Annotated in this window: 13 protein-coding genes; all 13 read right to left on the minus strand. The window is 30.5% G+C overall.

Annotated features, from left to right (window positions below; genetic code table 11):
* Positions 1 to 45: 45 nt before the first annotated feature.
* Entirely contained in the window at positions 46 to 1,074 is a 1,029-nt protein-coding gene (locus tag KEC93_RS22455; RefSeq protein ID WP_077869571.1) for a CdaR family transcriptional regulator, read from the minus strand.
* Positions 1,075 to 1,439: 365 nt separating this feature from the next.
* The gene (locus tag KEC93_RS22460; RefSeq protein WP_077869572.1) at positions 1,440 to 2,582 is read right to left on the minus strand and encodes a glycerate kinase family protein; all 1,143 of its coding nucleotides are present in this window, start codon (positions 2,580 to 2,582) and stop codon (positions 1,440 to 1,442) included.
* 75 nt (positions 2,583 to 2,657) lie between these two features.
* Positions 2,658 to 3,944, minus strand: a complete 1,287-nt coding sequence (locus tag KEC93_RS22465) for a GntP family permease (protein ID WP_077869573.1) — start codon at positions 3,942 to 3,944, stop codon at positions 2,658 to 2,660.
* Between the two features lie 482 nt (positions 3,945 to 4,426).
* On the minus strand, positions 4,427 to 6,961 hold the full coding sequence (locus tag KEC93_RS22470; RefSeq protein ID WP_023973872.1) for an FAD-dependent oxidoreductase: 2,535 nt from the start codon (positions 6,959 to 6,961) through the stop codon (positions 4,427 to 4,429).
* A 112-nt stretch (positions 6,962 to 7,073) separates the two neighbouring features.
* Positions 7,074 to 8,327 (minus strand): UV DNA damage repair endonuclease UvsE, encoded by a 1,254-nt coding sequence (uvsE, locus tag KEC93_RS22475; protein ID WP_077867868.1) that lies wholly within the window; start codon positions 8,325 to 8,327, stop codon positions 7,074 to 7,076.
* 161 nt (positions 8,328 to 8,488) lie between these two features.
* A complete protein-coding gene (locus tag KEC93_RS22480) occupies positions 8,489 to 9,712 on the minus strand; it encodes an FprA family A-type flavoprotein (protein ID WP_012060639.1) in 1,224 nt (407 codons plus the stop codon).
* A gap of 232 nt (positions 9,713 to 9,944) precedes the next feature.
* Entirely contained in the window at positions 9,945 to 11,651 is a 1,707-nt protein-coding gene (locus tag KEC93_RS22485; protein WP_077867869.1) for a hybrid sensor histidine kinase/response regulator, read from the minus strand.
* Between the two features lie 72 nt (positions 11,652 to 11,723).
* Positions 11,724 to 13,673: an ATP-binding protein gene (locus KEC93_RS22490; RefSeq protein ID WP_077867870.1), complete on the minus strand. Its 1,950-nt coding sequence runs from the start codon at positions 13,671 to 13,673 to the stop codon at positions 11,724 to 11,726.
* 10 nt (positions 13,674 to 13,683) lie between these two features.
* On the minus strand, positions 13,684 to 15,015 hold the full coding sequence (gene torT / locus KEC93_RS22495; RefSeq protein ID WP_077867871.1) for a TMAO reductase system periplasmic protein TorT: 1,332 nt from the start codon (positions 15,013 to 15,015) through the stop codon (positions 13,684 to 13,686).
* A gap of 200 nt (positions 15,016 to 15,215) precedes the next feature.
* Positions 15,216 to 15,845, minus strand: coding sequence for a thiamine phosphate synthase (thiE, locus tag KEC93_RS22500; RefSeq protein WP_023973877.1), 630 nt, complete (start codon positions 15,843 to 15,845; stop codon positions 15,216 to 15,218).
* A 92-nt stretch (positions 15,846 to 15,937) separates the two neighbouring features.
* Entirely contained in the window at positions 15,938 to 16,768 is an 831-nt protein-coding gene (gene thiM, locus KEC93_RS22505) for a hydroxyethylthiazole kinase (protein WP_012060644.1), read from the minus strand.
* 205 nt (positions 16,769 to 16,973) lie between these two features.
* Positions 16,974 to 18,284, minus strand: a complete 1,311-nt coding sequence (thiC, locus tag KEC93_RS22510) for a phosphomethylpyrimidine synthase ThiC (RefSeq protein ID WP_077867894.1) — start codon at positions 18,282 to 18,284, stop codon at positions 16,974 to 16,976.
* Between the two features lie 70 nt (positions 18,285 to 18,354).
* Entirely contained in the window at positions 18,355 to 19,161 is an 807-nt protein-coding gene (gene thiD / locus KEC93_RS22515) for a bifunctional hydroxymethylpyrimidine kinase/phosphomethylpyrimidine kinase (RefSeq protein WP_077867872.1), read from the minus strand.
* Positions 19,162 to 19,169: the final 8 nt, after the last annotated feature.

The raw sequence follows: 19,169 nt of genomic DNA on the forward strand, positions 1-19,169 counted from the left end.
AATACTAGTATATACCACATAATTAAAATCTTAAACATAAAATGATTATCTCCAAATTAACCCACACAACAACTCAAACAATTCTAATAAATTTTTCGGATTTTTCCCCGTTAATTTTTTTATTTTTTCTAGCCTATAATTTAAAGTATTTCTATGTATATTTAATCTATTAGCCACATTACCGATATCCCCATTCTCTTCAATATATGCCTGTATAGTTTGAATAAGTTCTAATTTATTCCCTGCCTTATCAAGATTTGACATCATTGATACCAAAGGTAATTTATTATCATGAGATAAATTGATAAAAAATTTCAAGTCATCATAGTTATAAACTAAACTTGCTGATTTTATCTTTGCTCCAAATTCCATTGCTAATTCTGCACTTTCTAGTGAAATAGCTGCGACATCTTCTTTTGCTCCAATGCTTATCCTATTTACATCTTTATTTGTTTTTAAGTTCTCGAGCAATCCATTATACATGTCCTTAGACGTAACAAAAAATGCTATTCTATTATCAACCTCACTATAATTTGAATACTTCTGATACAATATTTTAAAGCTTCGAGAATTTATATTTCCATCCACAAGAATAACTCTGCATTTTTTCGTAAGATCTATTCCATAGCTTTTAGCTCTTTGATGGAAACTTTCATCGTATTTTATCTTTCTATGAGCTAGTTCATTATAAAATTTCTGCATACTTAATCTTTTGTTCTGAATTTCCTCGTCTGCTTTAGATTGTTCTATTAATAAAACTGCAGTTACACGGACGAGTTTACTAAATCTTCTTACCTCATCTGGATGCCCAGTTATTCCTATCACTCCTATTACTTTATTATTGATAATAATAGGTTCGTTGACCCCGGGCTTCATTCTATAATCTTCTTCATACACTTCGTTTATTTGTTGATTATCTATTGCTTCCCTAGCTCCCTCATGTACATTCCCAATTCTTTTAATATCTCCACTGCCTATGATTATTCCATTCTCATCCATAACATTTATATTGTAAGGAATTACATTCATCATTTCTAAAACAATTTTTTGTGCTATGGTTTTAGATAGCGTCATATCAATCATCCCTTTCTAGGCTATAATTATATTATAGAAATATAAGGCTATAATTTAAACTAAATTTTTTCAATATATTTAGAATATAAACAACTTGTAATATGAATTCTACCGAAAGCAGAAACATTATTATTCCGCAGAACTATGAAAATGTTTCTACTTTTTAATATAGTATTTGTTGTAAAGTGTAAATCTAATTTTCAAATTATTTATCTATCTACTATTTATTATGATACTTTTTAACAATAAAAAAAAGCTAACTATATATTAATTAGATTATCAATCAAAATAATGTCCACATAGATAAATTAAAAGTGCGTCTTAAAATAAAACGCACTTTTAATATTATACCTATATTAAATTAATTAAAGTAGATTCATAAGCCTAACTACATTTTCAGCAGTCTTTTCAATATTCTCCTGACCTTTTACCAAAGCTTCTTCTAACGAAGTTGCCCCCTTAGTTATTCCAAATATTGAATCTATTCCACTTTCATATAGAACTTCTATATCTTCACCAACTCTCCCAGCTAGTGCAATTACCGGCTTATTATGTTTTTTAGCAATTGTAGCAACACCTAAAGGTGTTTTACCGTATTGAGTTTGAAAATCTATGCTTCCTTCTCCAGTCCATACCATGTCTGCTTCTTTCACTTTTTCTTCTAATGAAGCATATTGTATCACCATTTCAATACCTTTTTTTAGAGTTCCATTTAAAAATGCCATAAGTCCAGCTCCAAGTCCTCCAGCTGCTCCAGCTCCTGGTTCATTTAAAACATCTTTTCCTAATTCTTTTTTTATTATGTCTGCATAATGTCTTAAATTATTATCCAATATTTCTATCATTTCATGTGTTGCTCCCTTTTGTGGTCCAAATACATTCGAAGCTCCTTTTTCACCACAAAGAGGATTATTAACGTCACAGGCTACCTCAATTACAACATCTTTTAATCTTGGGTCAAAATTCTTTAAGTCTAAACTATTTAGTTTTCCTAATTCTCCACCACCAAGAGCTAATTCATTGCCTTTATCATCTAATAGTTTTCCTCCAAGTGCCTGTATAACTCCTGCTCCACCATCATTAGTAGCACTTCCTCCAATACCTATTAATAGTTTTTTTACACCTCTATCTAAACATGCCTTTATAAGTTGTCCAGTACCATAAGTTGTAGTTAGTAAAGGATTCCTCTGATCTGGTGGTACTAAATGTATTCCACTTGCACTAGCCATTTCCAATATTCCTATTTCTTTATCTCCCAAAATACCATACTGTGCTTCTACTTGATTACCAAGGGGCCCCATTACCTTTAATGAATATATTTCTCCATTAGTAGCATCTACTAATGACTGCATAGTTCCTTCTCCACCATCAGCCATAGGCACATGTAAGCATTTTATATCACTATTTGCTTTTTTTATTCCTCTTTCCATTGCCTCGCAAGCTTCTTTTGCTGTCATGCTCTCTTTAAAAGAATCAGGTGCTAATACAATAACTAAATCTTTTTTCATTTTCAACGCTCCTAACTAAATTTTTATATTTTGTGAGATTATTAAATTAAATAAATTTTACTTATACTTATCTTATTATTTTATAAAACCGTATATTATTATTGATACGATAACCATAGATCCTCCAACTATAGATTCATATGGCATTAATTTCATACGTTCCTTTATATTCATTTTTACTGCATCTGCTGATGCGTGGAAGAAGTTACCATGAGGTAGATGATCGATAACTACAGCTCCTGTGTTGATCATAATTGCTGCACTTAAAGGCGCGACACCAACAGCTAGTATTGCTTTCGCGAAAGTTCCTGTTGCTACAATTGCACCTGTAGATGTTGAAGCCGTAGCTGCTGCCATCAATATACCTGATATAGGTGCTAAAAATATTCCTGAAATACCTGTTTGTTGAATACAGTATACTACTGCATCACTTAAATTTGATTTAGAAATAATACCCGCTATTGCTCCAGCACCAATTAATATCATTACAGTTGGCGTCATTCTATTTAATCCTGATGTTGTATACTCAAGAATCTTACTACGTTGTCCCATTGCAAACAATCCGACTAATCCTGCTATAGGCAATATATACATTGCATCTATTTGAATAGTTGCTAAGAATTTCAGATGCAACATATTTGCTATAGGATTAAGTGCTAATAATATTACAGCAACTATTGGCGCTACCATCGACTTTCCAAAACTTGGCTTTATCTTATTATCTACTCTAACTGGTATTTCTGACTCTTTAATCATTTCTCCTTTTTTACTAATTAACGTCGCAACAAAATATGTAACTATAAGCCCAATTACAGCTGGTATAAATGCTCCTATCATAACTTGTGCTAATTCAACATTAAATCCTTTAGCTACCGCAATTGTATTAGGATTTGGAGAAATTATATTTCCAGCCTTACCTCCTCCTATCATAGCTAAAAGTATAGATGACTTAGTGATTCCAACTTTTTTAGCCACAGGAAGCGCTATAGGTGCAACTATAATAACTGTAACCGGTATGAAAACTCCAACCGCTGTGATTATCATGCTTGATAGTGCAATTGCTAAGAGAACCTTTTTCTCTCCAAATTTTTCTACTATAGTCTCAGCAATTTTCTCTGCTGCTCCAGATTCAATTAATACACCTGCAAGCACTCCTGCTGCTATTACACGAACAACCGCTCCCATTACGCTATTCGTACCTTCAATGATAGCTTGTGCTGTATTAGCTAAACTGGCTCCACCAATTAATCCGCCTATAACAGCCCCTCCAAAAAGTGCATATACAGGATTCACTTTCCTTAAAATTAGTATTATAGCGATTACTAATCCAATAATCGCTCCACTCCAATGAATAACTGCCATTTTACTTCCTCCTCAAATTCAATAATTATACAAATTTATACTTTATTATACCGTGTAAGCGAGTTAACGTTTACTAACATATACATAATAATATATTTAGTAAGACCTTGATATTGTTTACTTGACATTTTTTTTTGTGTATTTGAACAATAGGCTCTTAATTTAAATCTTATGTGCTACTTTATTAGTTGAATTTTCATACTATGCACAGCTTTTAAATATCTATGCCTTCTTACGTGAAACTGCCGCTGCAGCGAGTCTTTCTTCATAAGTTTAATATTATTAAACTCTGAAAGTCTGGCTTTTAATAGTATAATAGTAACTATTCTAACTGTTTTACTTCTTCAATTTATTTAATCTATTGTGCATTATAACAATAATTCAAAAATTAAAAGCTGCCGACATTTTGCCAGCAGCCTTAGAATAGAATAACCAAATTCAAATTAATTTCGTTATCTCCAAATTTAAATTATCTTAAATTTCTATTTAAACATATCTTTAAATAATCTACTTTCCTTCACATCTTGAGTTACTTTAGCCAAGTTGCTAGTATCTCCAATTAAAATAGCTCCACATAAACGGTTGTTTGCAAAATAATATTTTGTATATGTCTTCTTAACCGGATCTTTAAATTCAACTGTTTTATATTGGATTTCTGGGTTCTTACCGTTGTCACCAATTGCATACAGTGAAGTATTAGCTCCATTAAATGTTAATGCTGCATCTACTGTTTCATAAGTTAATGAGTCTCCCGCTGCATTAGCCCCTGCTACTTTTCCCATTTCTAGAGCTTGTGGCCATATTCCATAATTTATCCCATTATATTCTGCACAATCTCCACATGCATAAATATCAGAAATATTAGTCTCCATTTTTTCATTTACTATTACTGCTCTATTAACATCAATTCCTGCTTCCTGAGCTATTTTAGAATTAGGTACAATACCACAAGATATAACAACTAAATCAGCTGCAATAACTTCTCCTCCATTAATTCTAACTCCAGTAACTGAATCTTCACCCTCTATTTCATCAATTTTTACGCCTAATCTCACATCAATTCCTTGACCTTTAATTATTTCTTCAAGGAATTTTCCGCCTTCATAATCTAATTGACGTCCCATTAATTTATCAGCAAGCTCTAATACTGTAACCTTGCATTTTGCTTTTGTTAATTCCCATGCAGCCTCAAGTCCGAGAACTCCTCCACCTATTACAACTGCATTCTTTACCTTTGGCAATAATTCTGTAATTTTATCTGTATCGCAAATCCTACGGATTGCTATAACTTCTTTCTTATCTTTCCCTGAAATTGGTGGAACAAAGCATTCAGCTCCTAAAGCATATATACATTTATCATACTTTAATTTAATTCCATCTTTAAACACAGCCTCTTTATCTTTAGCATTTATTTGAATTAACTCTCTGTCAAGAACATTTGTAATATTATTTTCTTTATACCAAGCTTCATCATGAACTGCAATTTGTTTCGAATTAAATTTAGCTATCATTGACTTTGTAAGCATTGGACGATTATAACCTAGCACATTTTCATTAGAAACTAATACTATAGAGCAAGTTTCATTTCTTTCTCTTATAGACGTTGCAGCGCTTATACCTGCCGCTCCATTTCCCAGAATTAGATAAATTTCATTTGTATTATTTTTATAATTGCTATCATCTATTTCAACTGGTACGAAATTTTCTTTTCCTACACCACAAACTGGACATATTTCAAGACTTGAATCAAATATTTCTCCACACACTAAACATTTTACTAATGTTCTTTTAGCTGATTTTTTCTTTGGATTCTCTTTATTTTGAAGTATACATCCAAAATTATATCCATAATCATAAGCCTCACTTAATTCACTATCACTAGGCTTAAATTTAATTCTAAATCCATCATCTACAACCTTCATCCTAAGTTGTTTTAATCTTTCTATAATGTGTGGAACTCCTTCACCACTCCATCCATAACTTCCAAAGGCACTAGCAAGTTTTCCTCCGTGTGTTCTAGCAAACATCTTTATAGTTAAATCCCAAATTGGCTCTAAAGCCTCACCAACTATAGTAGGTGTTCCAAATAAAATTCCATCAGCGAATCCTAATTCTTCAATTACTTTTTCCTTATCATCTTCTACTAAATCGTACGATCTTACATCTATATCTCCGCTATCTTTAATACCTTCTGATATTTTACCAGCTAACTCTTTAGTATATCCATACGCACTAACATAAGGTATAATTACTGTTTTTCTTGGATTTGGATTAACTACAGTACACCATTCTTTATAAAGTTCCATGATTTCATCAATCCTACAATCTATAACTGGACCATGCCCAGTACATATCATATCAATATCTAGATCTTTAATTCTATCTAATGCCTTAACCATGTATGGCGTCTTAAAAGGCCCAATGATACAATCAAAATAATATTTAGTAGCTCTTAAGTAACCCTCATTATCTTTAACCTTACTCAATAATATTTCATCAAAACTATAGTGAGATCCAAACGAATCGCAAGTTATAAGGGTTTTATCCTCTTCAATATATGTATACATTGTATCTGGCCAATGTAAATTAGGTAAGAACATGAAACGTAATGTTTTATCTCCCAATTCTAAAGTATCATTTTCTTTTACTGTTATGCTATAAAAATCACGATTTACAATATTCTTTAGAAATCCTATAGCAACTTGTGTACCAACTATTTTAATATTAGGATTGATTTCAATAAGCTTTTCTATACTCCCAGCATGATCAGGTTCTGTATGATTTACTACAATATAATCAATATCATTAATATCAACTAATTTATTTAATGCACTTAAATACCCATCCCAAAATTTAGCTTTGGCAGTTTCAAATAATACAGTCTTTTCCCCTGTTTTAAGTAAGTAGGAATTATAAGATGTTCCAAACTCTGTCTCCATAACTATATCAAATACTTTTAAACCAGGATCTAAAACTCCTGTCCAATAAAAATTCTTTTTTAATTCTAATATTTCCATATAAAATTCCTCCCTATAACTTTCATCTATATGAAAATATTATACCTTTTTTTATAGTAAAACTGTATCAAATACTAGAAAATTATTATAATTCACAATTAATAAATCTATTTTATAGGAAATAATACGAGTTTAAAAGGTATGATTCATTATATTTTACAGCCATCTTAAACAATTTATTTTTTATTAATTTTATTGAAACTTTTCCATTTTTATAATCTTCAATACTTTTTAAAAAGCTCATTTTCTCTTTATCATCTGCTAAATTCTTAAAATATCCCCATACATGTAATGCAGTATTTATTGAATTTCCAATTGTTATTTCCTCTTCCATGGCATCTTCAATATAATTATAAAACTTAACCGCTGGATACTGAGTTTTATCTTTAAGCAGCTTCCTTATTTCTAAGTAATTTGAAGGAGAATTCTCTAAAACCTTGTATTTATATCTTCCCCATTCTTCCTCAAGTTTTTTTATTTTAGTATTTTCAGCTATAGAATTTATACACTTTACAGCTGAAAAATTTTTATCCTTAACTTCAAGCATTATATCTATATCTTTCCCTTTTACACTTTCATAGAACTCTATAAACTTATTAATTTTTATTGTATTTGAATGAGAGCCTGCCTTTTTTAATGGGTCTTGCTGAGAATAATGTATTTTCTGCCTTCCATCTTTCTCTCTCCATGTTTTATTGCACTCACTTATCCAATATGAATCGCTTTTTTCTCTATCATAACAATTTATCTCATTATGAAGATTATCAAAAACAACTGGAATATTTAGTCCATTTCCTATTTTAAGAACATCATTTATATTGTACGATTTATCATCATTTTCAATAACAAGTCTTTCTTTCACCTGATCATTCAAACGTTTATAATTATCTGCGAATCTTTTTATCGCCTGCTCTTTATCATTATAAACTCCACCAATATGCAATATAATTTTATGATTTTCTCCAATTCCAAAGTTATCCAAAACTTTAACATGATAATTTAAATCTTCAATTGCTCTCTTTACAACATCATCATTAGGAGAATTAAGCACTGTATATTGCCCTGGATGCATCGATACCCTTATATCATTATCCATAATCTTTCTACCTATTTCCCCAAATTCTTGGGAAAATATATTCCACCATGATAATTGGTTCAAATGACTGGATCCGAATGGTATTAAGTCTGAACTAATCCTAAAAAGCTTTATATTATTCTTTATATTATATTCAATTATATTTTTAAGAGATTTCAAATTATACGATATTATTTCCAATAACTTTTCTTCAGTTAAACTCTTAGCAGTGCAGCTTTTTAGATTGGCATCTGGAACTCCTATTGTTAAACATGCATATCCTATACTCATTCTTTAATCTCCTTTTCTAAGAATCATAATTACTCATACCTTTGCCTTAGTACTCTTTTCTAAACAAAGTCAAAACCCATTCTTTAACTTGTCATTTTTAAAATATGATAACTAAAATTAGGACTTATTACAATAAGTCCTAATAAAATAACAATTACATATTAATTTTTATTTAGATTTTCTTTATTTAAAAGCAGGAATCCAAAATTATAACCATAATCATAAGCATCACTTAACTCACTCTCACTTGGTTTGAATTTAACACGGAATCCTTCATCAACAACCTTCATTCTAAGTTGCTTTAGTCTTTCTATAATATGAGGAACAGCTTCCCCACTCCATCCATAACTTCCAAAAGCACTTGCTAGTTTATTACCATGAGTTCTTGCAAAGATTGAAGTAGTTAAATCCCATATTGGCTTTAGAGCCTCACCAACTATTGTTGGTGAACCAAATAAAATACCATCTGCAAATTCTAGTTCTTCAAGAACTTTGTCTTTATCTGCCTCTACCATATCATAAACTCTAACATCTATATCTCCACTAGCCTTAATTCCTTCTGCAATCTTTTCTGCTAATTCTTTTGTATACCCATACGCACTTACATATGGTATGATTACTGTCTTTCTAGGATTTGGATTTGAAACATTAGACCACTTCTTATAATATTCCATAATTTCATCTATTCTACAGTCAAGAACTGGACCATGTCCTGTACAAATCATATCAATTTCTAAATCTTTAATCCTATCTAATGCTTTAATCATGAATGGATTCTTAAAAGGTCCAATAATACAATCGAAATAATATTTAAGAGCTCTTAAATATCCCTCATTATCTGTAACCTTACTTAGTAGAATTCCTTCAAAACTATAATGAGAACCAAATGAATCACAAGTAACTAAAGTCTTATCTTCTTCAATATAAGTATACATTGTATCAGGCCAATGTAAATTTGGTACTGACATAAAACGTAAAGTTTTGTCACCCAAGCTTAAAGTCTCATTTTCTTTAACTATTATTCCATTAAATTCTCTGTTAACAATATTCTTCAAGAATCCTATAGCAACTTGGCTTCCAATAATCTTAATATTAGGATTCATTTCAATAAGTTTTTCTATACTCCCTGCATGATCTGGCTCAGTATGGTTTACTACAATATAGTCAATATCCTTAATATCAACTAGCTTATTTAACGCCTTTAAATATCCATCTAAAAACTTAGCCTTTGCAGTTTCAAATAATACTGTTTTTTCACTTGTTTTAAGTAAATAAGAATTATAAGAAGTTCCAAACTCTGTTTCCATGATAATATCAAATACCCTTAAATTGGCATCTAATACTCCTGTCCAGTATAAATTTTTTTTCAATTCTAATATTTCCATGTAAAAATCCCTCCCTAGATATATTTCGTCCAAATCAGAACATTATACACCTTTTTTGTATAACAAACAATTAATAATACCTTTAACATCGTTATACTAATGTATTTCGCCATATATATTATACACAAATTCTTATATATTTTCATAAAAACATATAATATATTGCTTTTTCGTTAATTGACTATATATTTGCAAATTCTAAGTATAATCTCGTACTTTTTTACTTATTCCTCTACAAATGTTGTTTATATATATCTGAAAATTCAATATTTATTTTTTCTACACAAGTATTAATTATATTATTACTTATATTAACTCTTTCTTTACTTTTATTTAATACCTTTACTGGAAGTTTAATCGTAAATTTAGTTCCTACCCCATATTTACTTTCCACTGATATCGTGCCATCATGCATCTCTACTAAGGACTTTACGAGAGATAATCCAATTCCGCTTCCTTCATAATTTCTTGTAAAAGATTTATCTACTTGTCTAAATCTATCAAAAATAATTTCAACTTTTTCTTCTGGAATTCCTATACCTGTATCTTCTACAGACAAGGTTATATATTCTTCTCCATCAAATATATTTACAAATATGCTTCCATCATCATCTGTAAACTTTATGCAATTAGACAGTAGGTTTAACATAATCCTTTCAATTTTATCAGGATCACAAGCAATAATTTTTTCTTCAACATCGGTATCAAATATAAGGTTTATATTGTTATTGCTTATATAACCAGCTACTGACAGAGTGATTTCTTCTACGACACTGACAATGTTACAATTAATCATATCAATCTGAAAATGTCCTGCATCTAATTTAGTTGAATCAATTAAATTATTTATTAAACGAAGTAATCTAAAACAATTTTGTCTTTCAATGTCTATATTATTAATTATCTTTCCTTTGTCGATCGGTTTTTCTTTATCTAAAAGATCTCTTCTTAGAATTTGTATCACACCTAGTATTATATTAAGTGGTGTTCTCAATTCGTGAGAAATATTAGCAAAAAATTCAGTTCTTAATTTTTCTAATTCCAAAGCCTCTTCTTTTGATTTTAATTCAGTATTTTTTCTTTCAGTTATGTCTCTTACAGTTGCAATAATAGCCTTCTGCTCATTAAATATTATTGCACGACTATTACTCTCAACCCAAAACTCTTTATGATTTTTATCTATTGAAATAGCTTCAAGGGTTACTGGAGTATTAATCTTATTTTTCTTTCTATCATTAATCAATTTAAGTATATCATCGTATATGTACGGTGAATTTTTTGAAATAATATCTTTTATACTCATACCAATTAGTTCATCATGTAGATATCCATATAGCCTATTAGCAGTATCATTAACGTTAACTATAATCCCATTAAAATCATGAATCAATATTGCATCACTTACCGAATTGAAAATAGTGCTTAAGTAAACTTCACTTTTCTTTAATTTCTTATTTGTTTGCTTTAACTCATCTATAAGCTTAATATTTTTCATTTTCAATTCATATGTCTCCAAAGCCCTTTTTACGGAAATTAACAACTCATCTGCCTCCAATGGCTTTAAAAGAAATTTATAAATATGCCCTTCATTAATTGAATCAATAATATCTTTCACATCCATGAATCCAGTTAAAATAATACGAATTGCATTTGGGACAATAGATATTGTTTGCTTTAATAATTCAACCCCTGTCATTCCTGGCATGCGCTGATCTGAGATAATCAAATTGATTTTTTTAGAACATGATTCATCTTTAAGTATATTTAATGCTTCAAACCCATTTTCTGCTTTGATTACATCATACTCTTCTTCTAAGAGTCTTGTTAAAGCCTCAAGATTTGCTAGTTCATCATCAATTAATAGTATTGTATATTTTTTATCTTTACTATCTGTTTTATTAAGTTCTCTAAGCTTGTCCTTATTTATAACAAATTTCATTTATCTTCTCCTTACTGAAATTAAAATATAATTTTAGATTATGGTGCCTTATTGATTTTATTATTAATATCTTTAGTAAGGAATATGAATAGTTATAGTCGATCCTTCCCCCACTTTAGATTCAACATCAATAGTTCCATTATGTTTTTCAATAATACCATATGATATAGACATACCTAACCATGTTCCTTGTCCCATTGGTTTAGTTGTAAAAAATGGTTCAAATATTCTTGATATTGTATCTTTAGTCATACCACACCCATTATCACAAAATTCGATTATAATTTCTTTGTTATTGTCAAAAACTCTTATTACTATTAATCCATTATTTTCACATACTAAGTCATTTTGCTTTTCAACTATAGCATGACACGCATTTACAATTATATTTAAAAATACCTGATTTAATTGTGAAGGATAGCACACTATCTTCCTATGAGTTTGAAAGTTCTTAATAAATTTAATTTGTTTAGTATATTGAGTTTTAACTAACCTTATTGTCGTTTCCAAAGCTTCTGAAACATCTATCTCTTTTTTAACAGCCTCATCAAGCCTAGAGAATAATCTCAAATCGTTAACTATGGTTGTTACTTGATTAGATCCATCTAGAATATTAATTATTGATTTAGAAAATTTGTTGAAATATTGTTCGAAAAAATTTAACACATCATCATCCGCATCATCTAATAATTCCATAAGTTCTTCTTTAAAATTGTATAAATCCATATCCAGAACTTTTGAACTTAAATATATGTAATTAATGGGATTATTAATTTCATGTGCTACCCCTGCTACTAAAGTACCAAGACTAGCCATCTTTTCTGATTGAATCAATTTTGACTGAGCTGATTTGAGCTTATTATGTTGATCTTCTAACTCAGCAAGAGTCTGCATAAGTTGTTTTGTTCTTTCATTAACTTTATCTTCTAGTTCATCATTAACGCGTTTCAACTCTTCGCTAATTTTTTTACGTTCTGTAATATCATTCCAAACAAATATTATGCATTCAATACAGTCAATTTCAATTATTTCCGTTGAAAATAATCCAACTCTAACTTCTCCATATTTAGTATTCCAAGTTATCTCTTCATTACGCAACATACCTCCACTATCTAATATTTGAATCACATTCAAATGATGTTCTTCATTTTCCCACAAGTTAAACTCATGGGAGTAATGACCAATTATCTCTTCACGTTTATATCCAAAAGTGCGTAAAAACGCTTGATTTATTTCAATGTATAGCTTATCACTAAACCTTACAATAGCGATTACATCGGCGCTATAATTAAACGCCTTATTGAATTTCTCTTCTGAAGATTTGAGTTCACTTATTGCTTCATTCCTCTGCTGAATCATATTATATAAATTTTGAGACATATTATTAAATTTAATAGCCAATTCCCCTATTTCATCTCTTGAATTAATAAATAATCTGTGAGTCAAGTTTCCATTTGATATCTCATCAGTTCCTACACTCAACTCATATATAGACTTGGTAACAATACGGGAAACAATACTTATTGCTAACCAAAGAAGTAAAACCATTACCAAGATTCTTATAATTGTAGCAATTATGTAATTTTCAATAACTTTTGATTTATAATACCTTGTAATACCTATAGTTATCTCACCTATTGGTATTTCATCTTTTAAAACATTAACCTTCTTTATGATCAAATTCTGCTCAGAATATATATCATCTTTTTTATACTTATTATATATTTCTCCATTTCCCTTAGCTTTAACTTGAATATAACCAATTTCCTCATCCTCAAATAATGCATCACTAATTTTTTTAATTCCTACAATATTTAAATTCCAAATTGGGTCTTGATAGCTAAGTGCTGCTAATCTAGTGATTGTTTCAACTTTTTGCATTGAATCCTTATTTATTCCTGCAACCAATATTATTATTCTTATTATTTCAAATATTAACATGGTAATTATAACCACTGTTAATGTTGAAATTGTAAATCTGTGCTTAATCTTCATATTCCTGAATTTCTTTTTTACGCTCATAATTTAACCCTTATTTACCCATATGATTTAATACTGGAATGTACTCTTTACTTCCAAATAGATCTTCATACTCAAATTCTGAAATATTATCCTTTGAAATTATAGGCACACACGGACCACTTTGGAATGGAAAATCTATCCCTGCCTTTTCTCCATTTAAAATTCTTACAATCATATCTAGTGCTATTCTACATTGTTGGATAGTTTGATCTGATGGAGAAGCTAATACAGATCCCTTTTCTATTAGATTAAAAACATCACTTGTCATGTATGTTGATACAATTCTTATATTTTTAAATTTCTCTTTGCATTTAGCAATAAATTTTTCGGCTTCAATTACTGCTGGAGCACAACCAACTAAATAATCATAATCATCATTATTTTCCAAAACGCTTGTTATATGTAATCGCTGCATATCAGGTCTAGTGTCTCCATAAAAAGGATTACTAATATCTATCTTTTGATTATTTTTCTTTAACCTTGAAACTGCATCTTTAAAGCCATTTAATGTATCTAATGCCCATCCTGATTCTTTTGGCCCAGGAAAAAATGCAATTTTTATATCTTTACCTGCTGAATCTTCAACAACATACTCTCCTGCTTTATATCCCATATCATAATAGGAAACTATTGCTTTTGCGCTAATATCAGGACTATTAATATCATTTACTAGTGCAACAATAGGCTTATCATAATGAACAATATTCTCTACATCTGAATTAAATTTTGTATTATCTAATGTAGCAAACACTATTCCATCAATTTTATCATCCTCAGCTAAATCCATTAGCTCCTCTTTTTGGTTTCCAAACTCTATATAGCCTCCAACTGCATATAACTTTACCTTCACTCCTAATTCCTTTGCATAATTTATTATTCCATAATTCGCTGAGACCCAATATTGATCTTCAAAGTGAGGCAGCAAAACGCCTATTGTATATTCCTTCTTAGGCTTAATATGCCTCCACTTTTCTTTTACAACGCCTCTCATATCACCCTCTTTACTATTTGAAGCAGCATCAATATTATAATAGCTATTTACTATTAACTTTTTTTTACCTATTTGTGTAAGAATTCTATCATCATTTGTCTCCACTGTTGTTATACTCTTCGATACACGTTCTCTTTCCACGTATTCTTCTTTTTCTTTTCTGACAATATCATTAGATCCTATGTTCTTGTGATTTTTTATATATGCTAATCCCAATATAAATACTACTGACGTTATCAAAATTGATAGTCCTAACTTTCTATTGATATATTTTCCAACTTTCGTAGCAAAGCACATCCTTACTTTCAAGCTCTCTATGGATATTACCTGCAGTATTACTTTAATCGTCATTAAACTCCATTAAACTTGCTATTCTACTATAATCTTTATGCTATCTTAAGTTTAATTTTTTTACTATAATTTGTCAAAACATACTATATGACAATATTCTGCAAAATATATTTTATGCTCAGTATAAATAAGAATAAAATAAAAGCACTATACCAGAAATTCCAGTAAACAGTGCCTTTGAAATACTATATATTTAATTGTTAGATTTTAATAAATTCATTTTTTAATTCTTTAGCGGCTGTAGTAATATCTTCCTTTGCTATAATAGCAGAAACTATTGCAAGTCCATCAATTCCTATTCCTTTGAAATCCTTAACTCTATCCTTATTTATTCCACCTATTACAACTATAGGTATAGATACATTTTCTCTAATTTTTCTTAATTCATCCATACTAGTTGAATCTGCGTCTTTTTTAGTACCAGTTGAATACATCGCACCAACTCCTAAATAATCAGCTCCATTTTTTTCTGCTTCAAGAGCTTCATTTACAGACCCTGTTGAAACTCCAAGGATTTTATCATTTCCTATGACTTTTCTTACAATTGCTGCAGGAATATCACTTTGTCCAACATGCACTCCAGCCGCATCTACTGCTAGTGCAATATCCACTCTATCATTTATTATTAATGGAATATTGTGTTTATCTGTAATTTCTTTAACTCTCACAGCTGTATTATAGAAGTCGAGTGATGAACAATCTTTTTCTCTTAATTGAATTAATGTACATCCTCCAATTATAGCTTTTTCCACAGCTTCTTCTAAAGTTTCTGTACTCATTAAATCTCTATCTGTTACAAGGTAGATACTATAATCTATTTTAGGTTTCATGAAACTCCTCTCTCCTTCATATTATATTTTAGATAAGTTCACACATTAATGCGTGTATTTCATTTCAATGATATACACGCAAACATTGTTTATTATATTTCCTTTATCTTATTCATCTTTTCAATGATATTAGAAGTCAAATTGCTTATGGCATCTATAATTGCAATATGAAAACTTCCTGTTCCAATCTTCCCTGCTTTATCCAAAGCAATTTCACCCGATATTCCCATTGAAATGATACCAGAAACTGCTCCTATAAAATAATCTGAACCTGCCCCACAAAACGCTCCAATTAATGCAGTTGTCATGCAGCCTGTTCCTGTGACGTTAGATAACATCTTAGTTCCATTTTCAAGTATAACTACTCTTTCTCCATCAGATATAATATCTGTTGCACCTGTAATGGCTACAGTACACTGAAGTTTTTTAGCTAAGTTTTTAGCTACATCTATTCCCTCATCATTTCCTGTTCTTGCGTCATTTTCTGAGGCATCAACTCCCTTAGTTGTAGAGCCTAATCCGCTTATAAATTTAATCTCAGACATATTTCCACGTAAAACACTTATTTTCACTTCTTCTAATAATCTCTTTGTTGTTGAATTTCTAAATTCTGATGCTCCTGCTCCAACTGGATCAAAAACGACTGGAATATTTAATTCATTTGCTTTCTTACCAGATGCAATCATAGATTCAATAGTTCGCTCATTTAATGTTCCAATATTTATTACAAGGGCAGATGAAATCTTAGTAATATCCGCTGCTTCTTTTATATCATCAGCCATAATTGGTGATGCACCTATTGCAAGTAAAATATTCGCACAATCATTAACTGTAACATAATTTGTTATATTATGCACAAGTGGTTTCTTATTCCTAACTTCATTTAATAAACTTCCTATTTTAATTGATATTTCATTACTCATAAATATCTTTTAGTAAGAATTCATTCTTTAATGATCCTTACTAAAATACCTCCTCTCAAAAGTAAAAATTTTTCAAGTTTCTTTTGCTTGATATCTATGTTGCAATTATGAACTTGCATTTAAAATTCTAGTAAACTAAGTACTCAATAAAAATAATACTATAGAAATTCAACTGCAACATATATAATTATACCTCATATAAATCTTATTTCTGGTCAAGAAGCTCCACTTTATCGCCATTTAAAATTCTGTTAGTTGTTCTTACTGCACACATTTTCCCGCACATAGAACAGCTATGCATATCTTCTGGTGGTACACTTTCAAAATATTCTCTAGCCTTTTTCCCATCAATAGCAATCTTGAACATCTCTTCCCAATCAAGTTTTTGACGAGCATCTGCCATTGCATCATCTCTATCTCTAGCCCCTGGAAGTCCATTAGCAATGTCTGCTGCATGAGCTGCAATTTTCGATGCAATAATTCCTTCTCTAACATCAGATAAATCAGGAAGTCTTAAATGCTCAGCTGGTGTTACATAGCAAAGGAAATTGGCTCCATGTGTTGCTGCAATAGCGCCACCAATGGCTGAAGTTATATGATCATACCCAGGTGCAATATCTGTAACAAGAGGGCCTAGTACATAGAAAGGTGCCCCATGGCATAATCTTTTTTCAATTTGCATATTAGCTGCAATCTCATTCATTGCCATATGACCTGGTCCTTCTATCATAACTTGTACATCTTTTTCCCAAGCTCTTTTTGTTAATAATCCTAACTCTATAAGTTCTGTAATTTGTCCAGCATCTGTTGAATCATCAATACAGCCAGGTCTCATAGCATCTCCAAGACTTATTGTTACATCATATTCTCTTAGTATATCAAGTAATTCATCATAGTATTCATAAAATGGATTCTCATTTCCTGTCATCTCCATCCATGCAAATAGCAATGACCCACCTCTTGATACTATATTTAATCTTCTCTTATCTTCTTTAAATATCGAAACTGTTCTTTTATTTATTCCTGCATGAATAGTAACAAAATCAACCCCAGCTTTAGCATGAGCTAACACCACGTCAAGAAAATCTTTAGCTTTTATATCTAAAAGATCTTTTTCAAGGTATCCAATTGCATCATACATAGGAACTGTTCCTATCATAGCTGGAGAATATTCTATAAGCTTTTCCCTGAACTCTTGAGTCTTCCCATAATTACTTAAATCCATTATTGCTTCTGCACCAAAATCAACTGCCATTTTTACTTTTTCCATCTCTCTGCAATAATCAACCGAATCTCCTGATATCCCTAAGTTTACATTTATCTTTGTTCTTAATCCATCACCAATCCCCTCAGGGCTAAGTGATTTATGGTTGATATTAGCCGGTATAGCTACTTTACCTTCTGCAACAAGTTTCATTAATTTTTCTTCTGAAATTCTTTCTTTTTCCGCTACTATTTTCATTTCCTTTGTAACTATACCTTTTTTAGCTGCTTCCATTTGTGTTTTATAATTCATTTCTTTCCCTCTCCTCATACCATTATTATTTAATTTATTAGTTATAAAATTCAACTTGAGTTCTATAGTATTATTCAATCATTCCTGCTTTCTTATATAGCTCGTAAAAATGGTTAGTAGGGCCTACACCTTTACCAAGCTCAAAACCATGTTCGATTGCACATGTTATATATTCTTTACCACTTCTAACCGCTTCCTCTATTGTCATATTCTTAGCCAAATTTGCTGCTATAGTTGAAGATAAAGTACATCCTGTTCCATGAGTATGGGTAGTATTTATTCTTTCTTGTTTTAGAATAAGAAAGCTCTTTCCATCATATAACAAGTCTGTTGCTTCCCCTTCTAAATGCCCCCCTTTAACTAAAACTGCCTTCGGACCAAGTTCTTTAAGTTTCAAGGCCGCTTCCTTCATTTCATCTAAGTTTTCTATTTTCATCCCTAAAATTTCTTCTGCCTCTGGTAAATTAGGAGTTATTAATGTTGCTAATGGAAATAATTCCTTAACTAAAGTATCTTTTGAATCCTTCGATAACAGATTAAATCCACTTTTAGAAATCATAACTGGATCTAGAACTATCACTGGTAGTTTATCAACTTTTCTCAAAGATTTTGATATAGCTTTTATAGATTCAATTTTAGAAACCATTCCTATTTTTATAGCATCTACTCTTATATCTTCAAAAATAACATCTATCTGAGATTCAATCATTTCAGGATTTATATCTTGAATTCCAAAAACCCCCATAGTATTTTGAGCCGTTACCGCTGTGATAACGCTCATTCCATATACTCCATTTGCCGAGAAAGCTTTTAAATCCGCTTGAATTCCTGCTCCTCCACAAGTATCCGATCCTGCAATAGTTAATGCTCTAAACATAAACTCAT

The sequence above is a fragment of the Clostridium beijerinckii genome (assembly GCF_018223745.1).
GTDB lineage: Bacteria > Bacillota > Clostridia > Clostridiales > Clostridiaceae > Clostridium > Clostridium beijerinckii.

Bases quoted from the DNA above. Each gene is read 5' to 3' on its own strand.
- thiD (WP_077867872.1), bottom strand. From the start codon at position 19,161: ATGTTTAGAGCATTAACTATTGCAGGATCGGATACTTGTGGAGGAGCA.
- KEC93_RS22470 (WP_023973872.1), bottom strand. From the start codon at position 6,961: ATGGAAATATTAGAATTAAAAAAGAATTTTTATTGGACAGGAGTTTTA.
- thiC (WP_077867894.1), bottom strand. From the start codon at position 18,284: ATGAATTATAAAACACAAATGGAAGCAGCTAAAAAAGGTATAGTTACA.
- KEC93_RS22465 (WP_077869573.1), bottom strand. From the start codon at position 3,944: ATGGCAGTTATTCATTGGAGTGGAGCGATTATTGGATTAGTAATCGCT.
- uvsE (WP_077867868.1), bottom strand. From the start codon at position 8,327: ATGAGTATAGGATATGCATGTTTAACAATAGGAGTTCCAGATGCCAAT.
- KEC93_RS22460 (WP_077869572.1), bottom strand. From the start codon at position 2,582: ATGAAAAAAGATTTAGTTATTGTATTAGCACCTGATTCTTTTAAAGAG.
- torT (WP_077867871.1), bottom strand. From the start codon at position 15,015: ATGACGATTAAAGTAATACTGCAGGTAATATCCATAGAGAGCTTGAAA.
- KEC93_RS22490 (WP_077867870.1), bottom strand. From the start codon at position 13,673: ATGAGCGTAAAAAAGAAATTCAGGAATATGAAGATTAAGCACAGATTT.
- KEC93_RS22485 (WP_077867869.1), bottom strand. From the start codon at position 11,651: ATGAAATTTGTTATAAATAAGGACAAGCTTAGAGAACTTAATAAAACA.
- KEC93_RS22455 (WP_077869571.1), bottom strand. From the start codon at position 1,074: ATGACGCTATCTAAAACCATAGCACAAAAAATTGTTTTAGAAATGATG.
- KEC93_RS22480 (WP_012060639.1), bottom strand. From the start codon at position 9,712: ATGGAAATATTAGAATTGAAAAAAAATTTATACTGGACAGGAGTATTA.
- thiE (WP_023973877.1), bottom strand. From the start codon at position 15,845: ATGAAACCTAAAATAGATTATAGTATCTACCTTGTAACAGATAGAGAT.
- thiM (WP_012060644.1), bottom strand. From the start codon at position 16,768: ATGAGTAATGAAATATCAATTAAAATAGGAAGTTTATTAAATGAAGTT.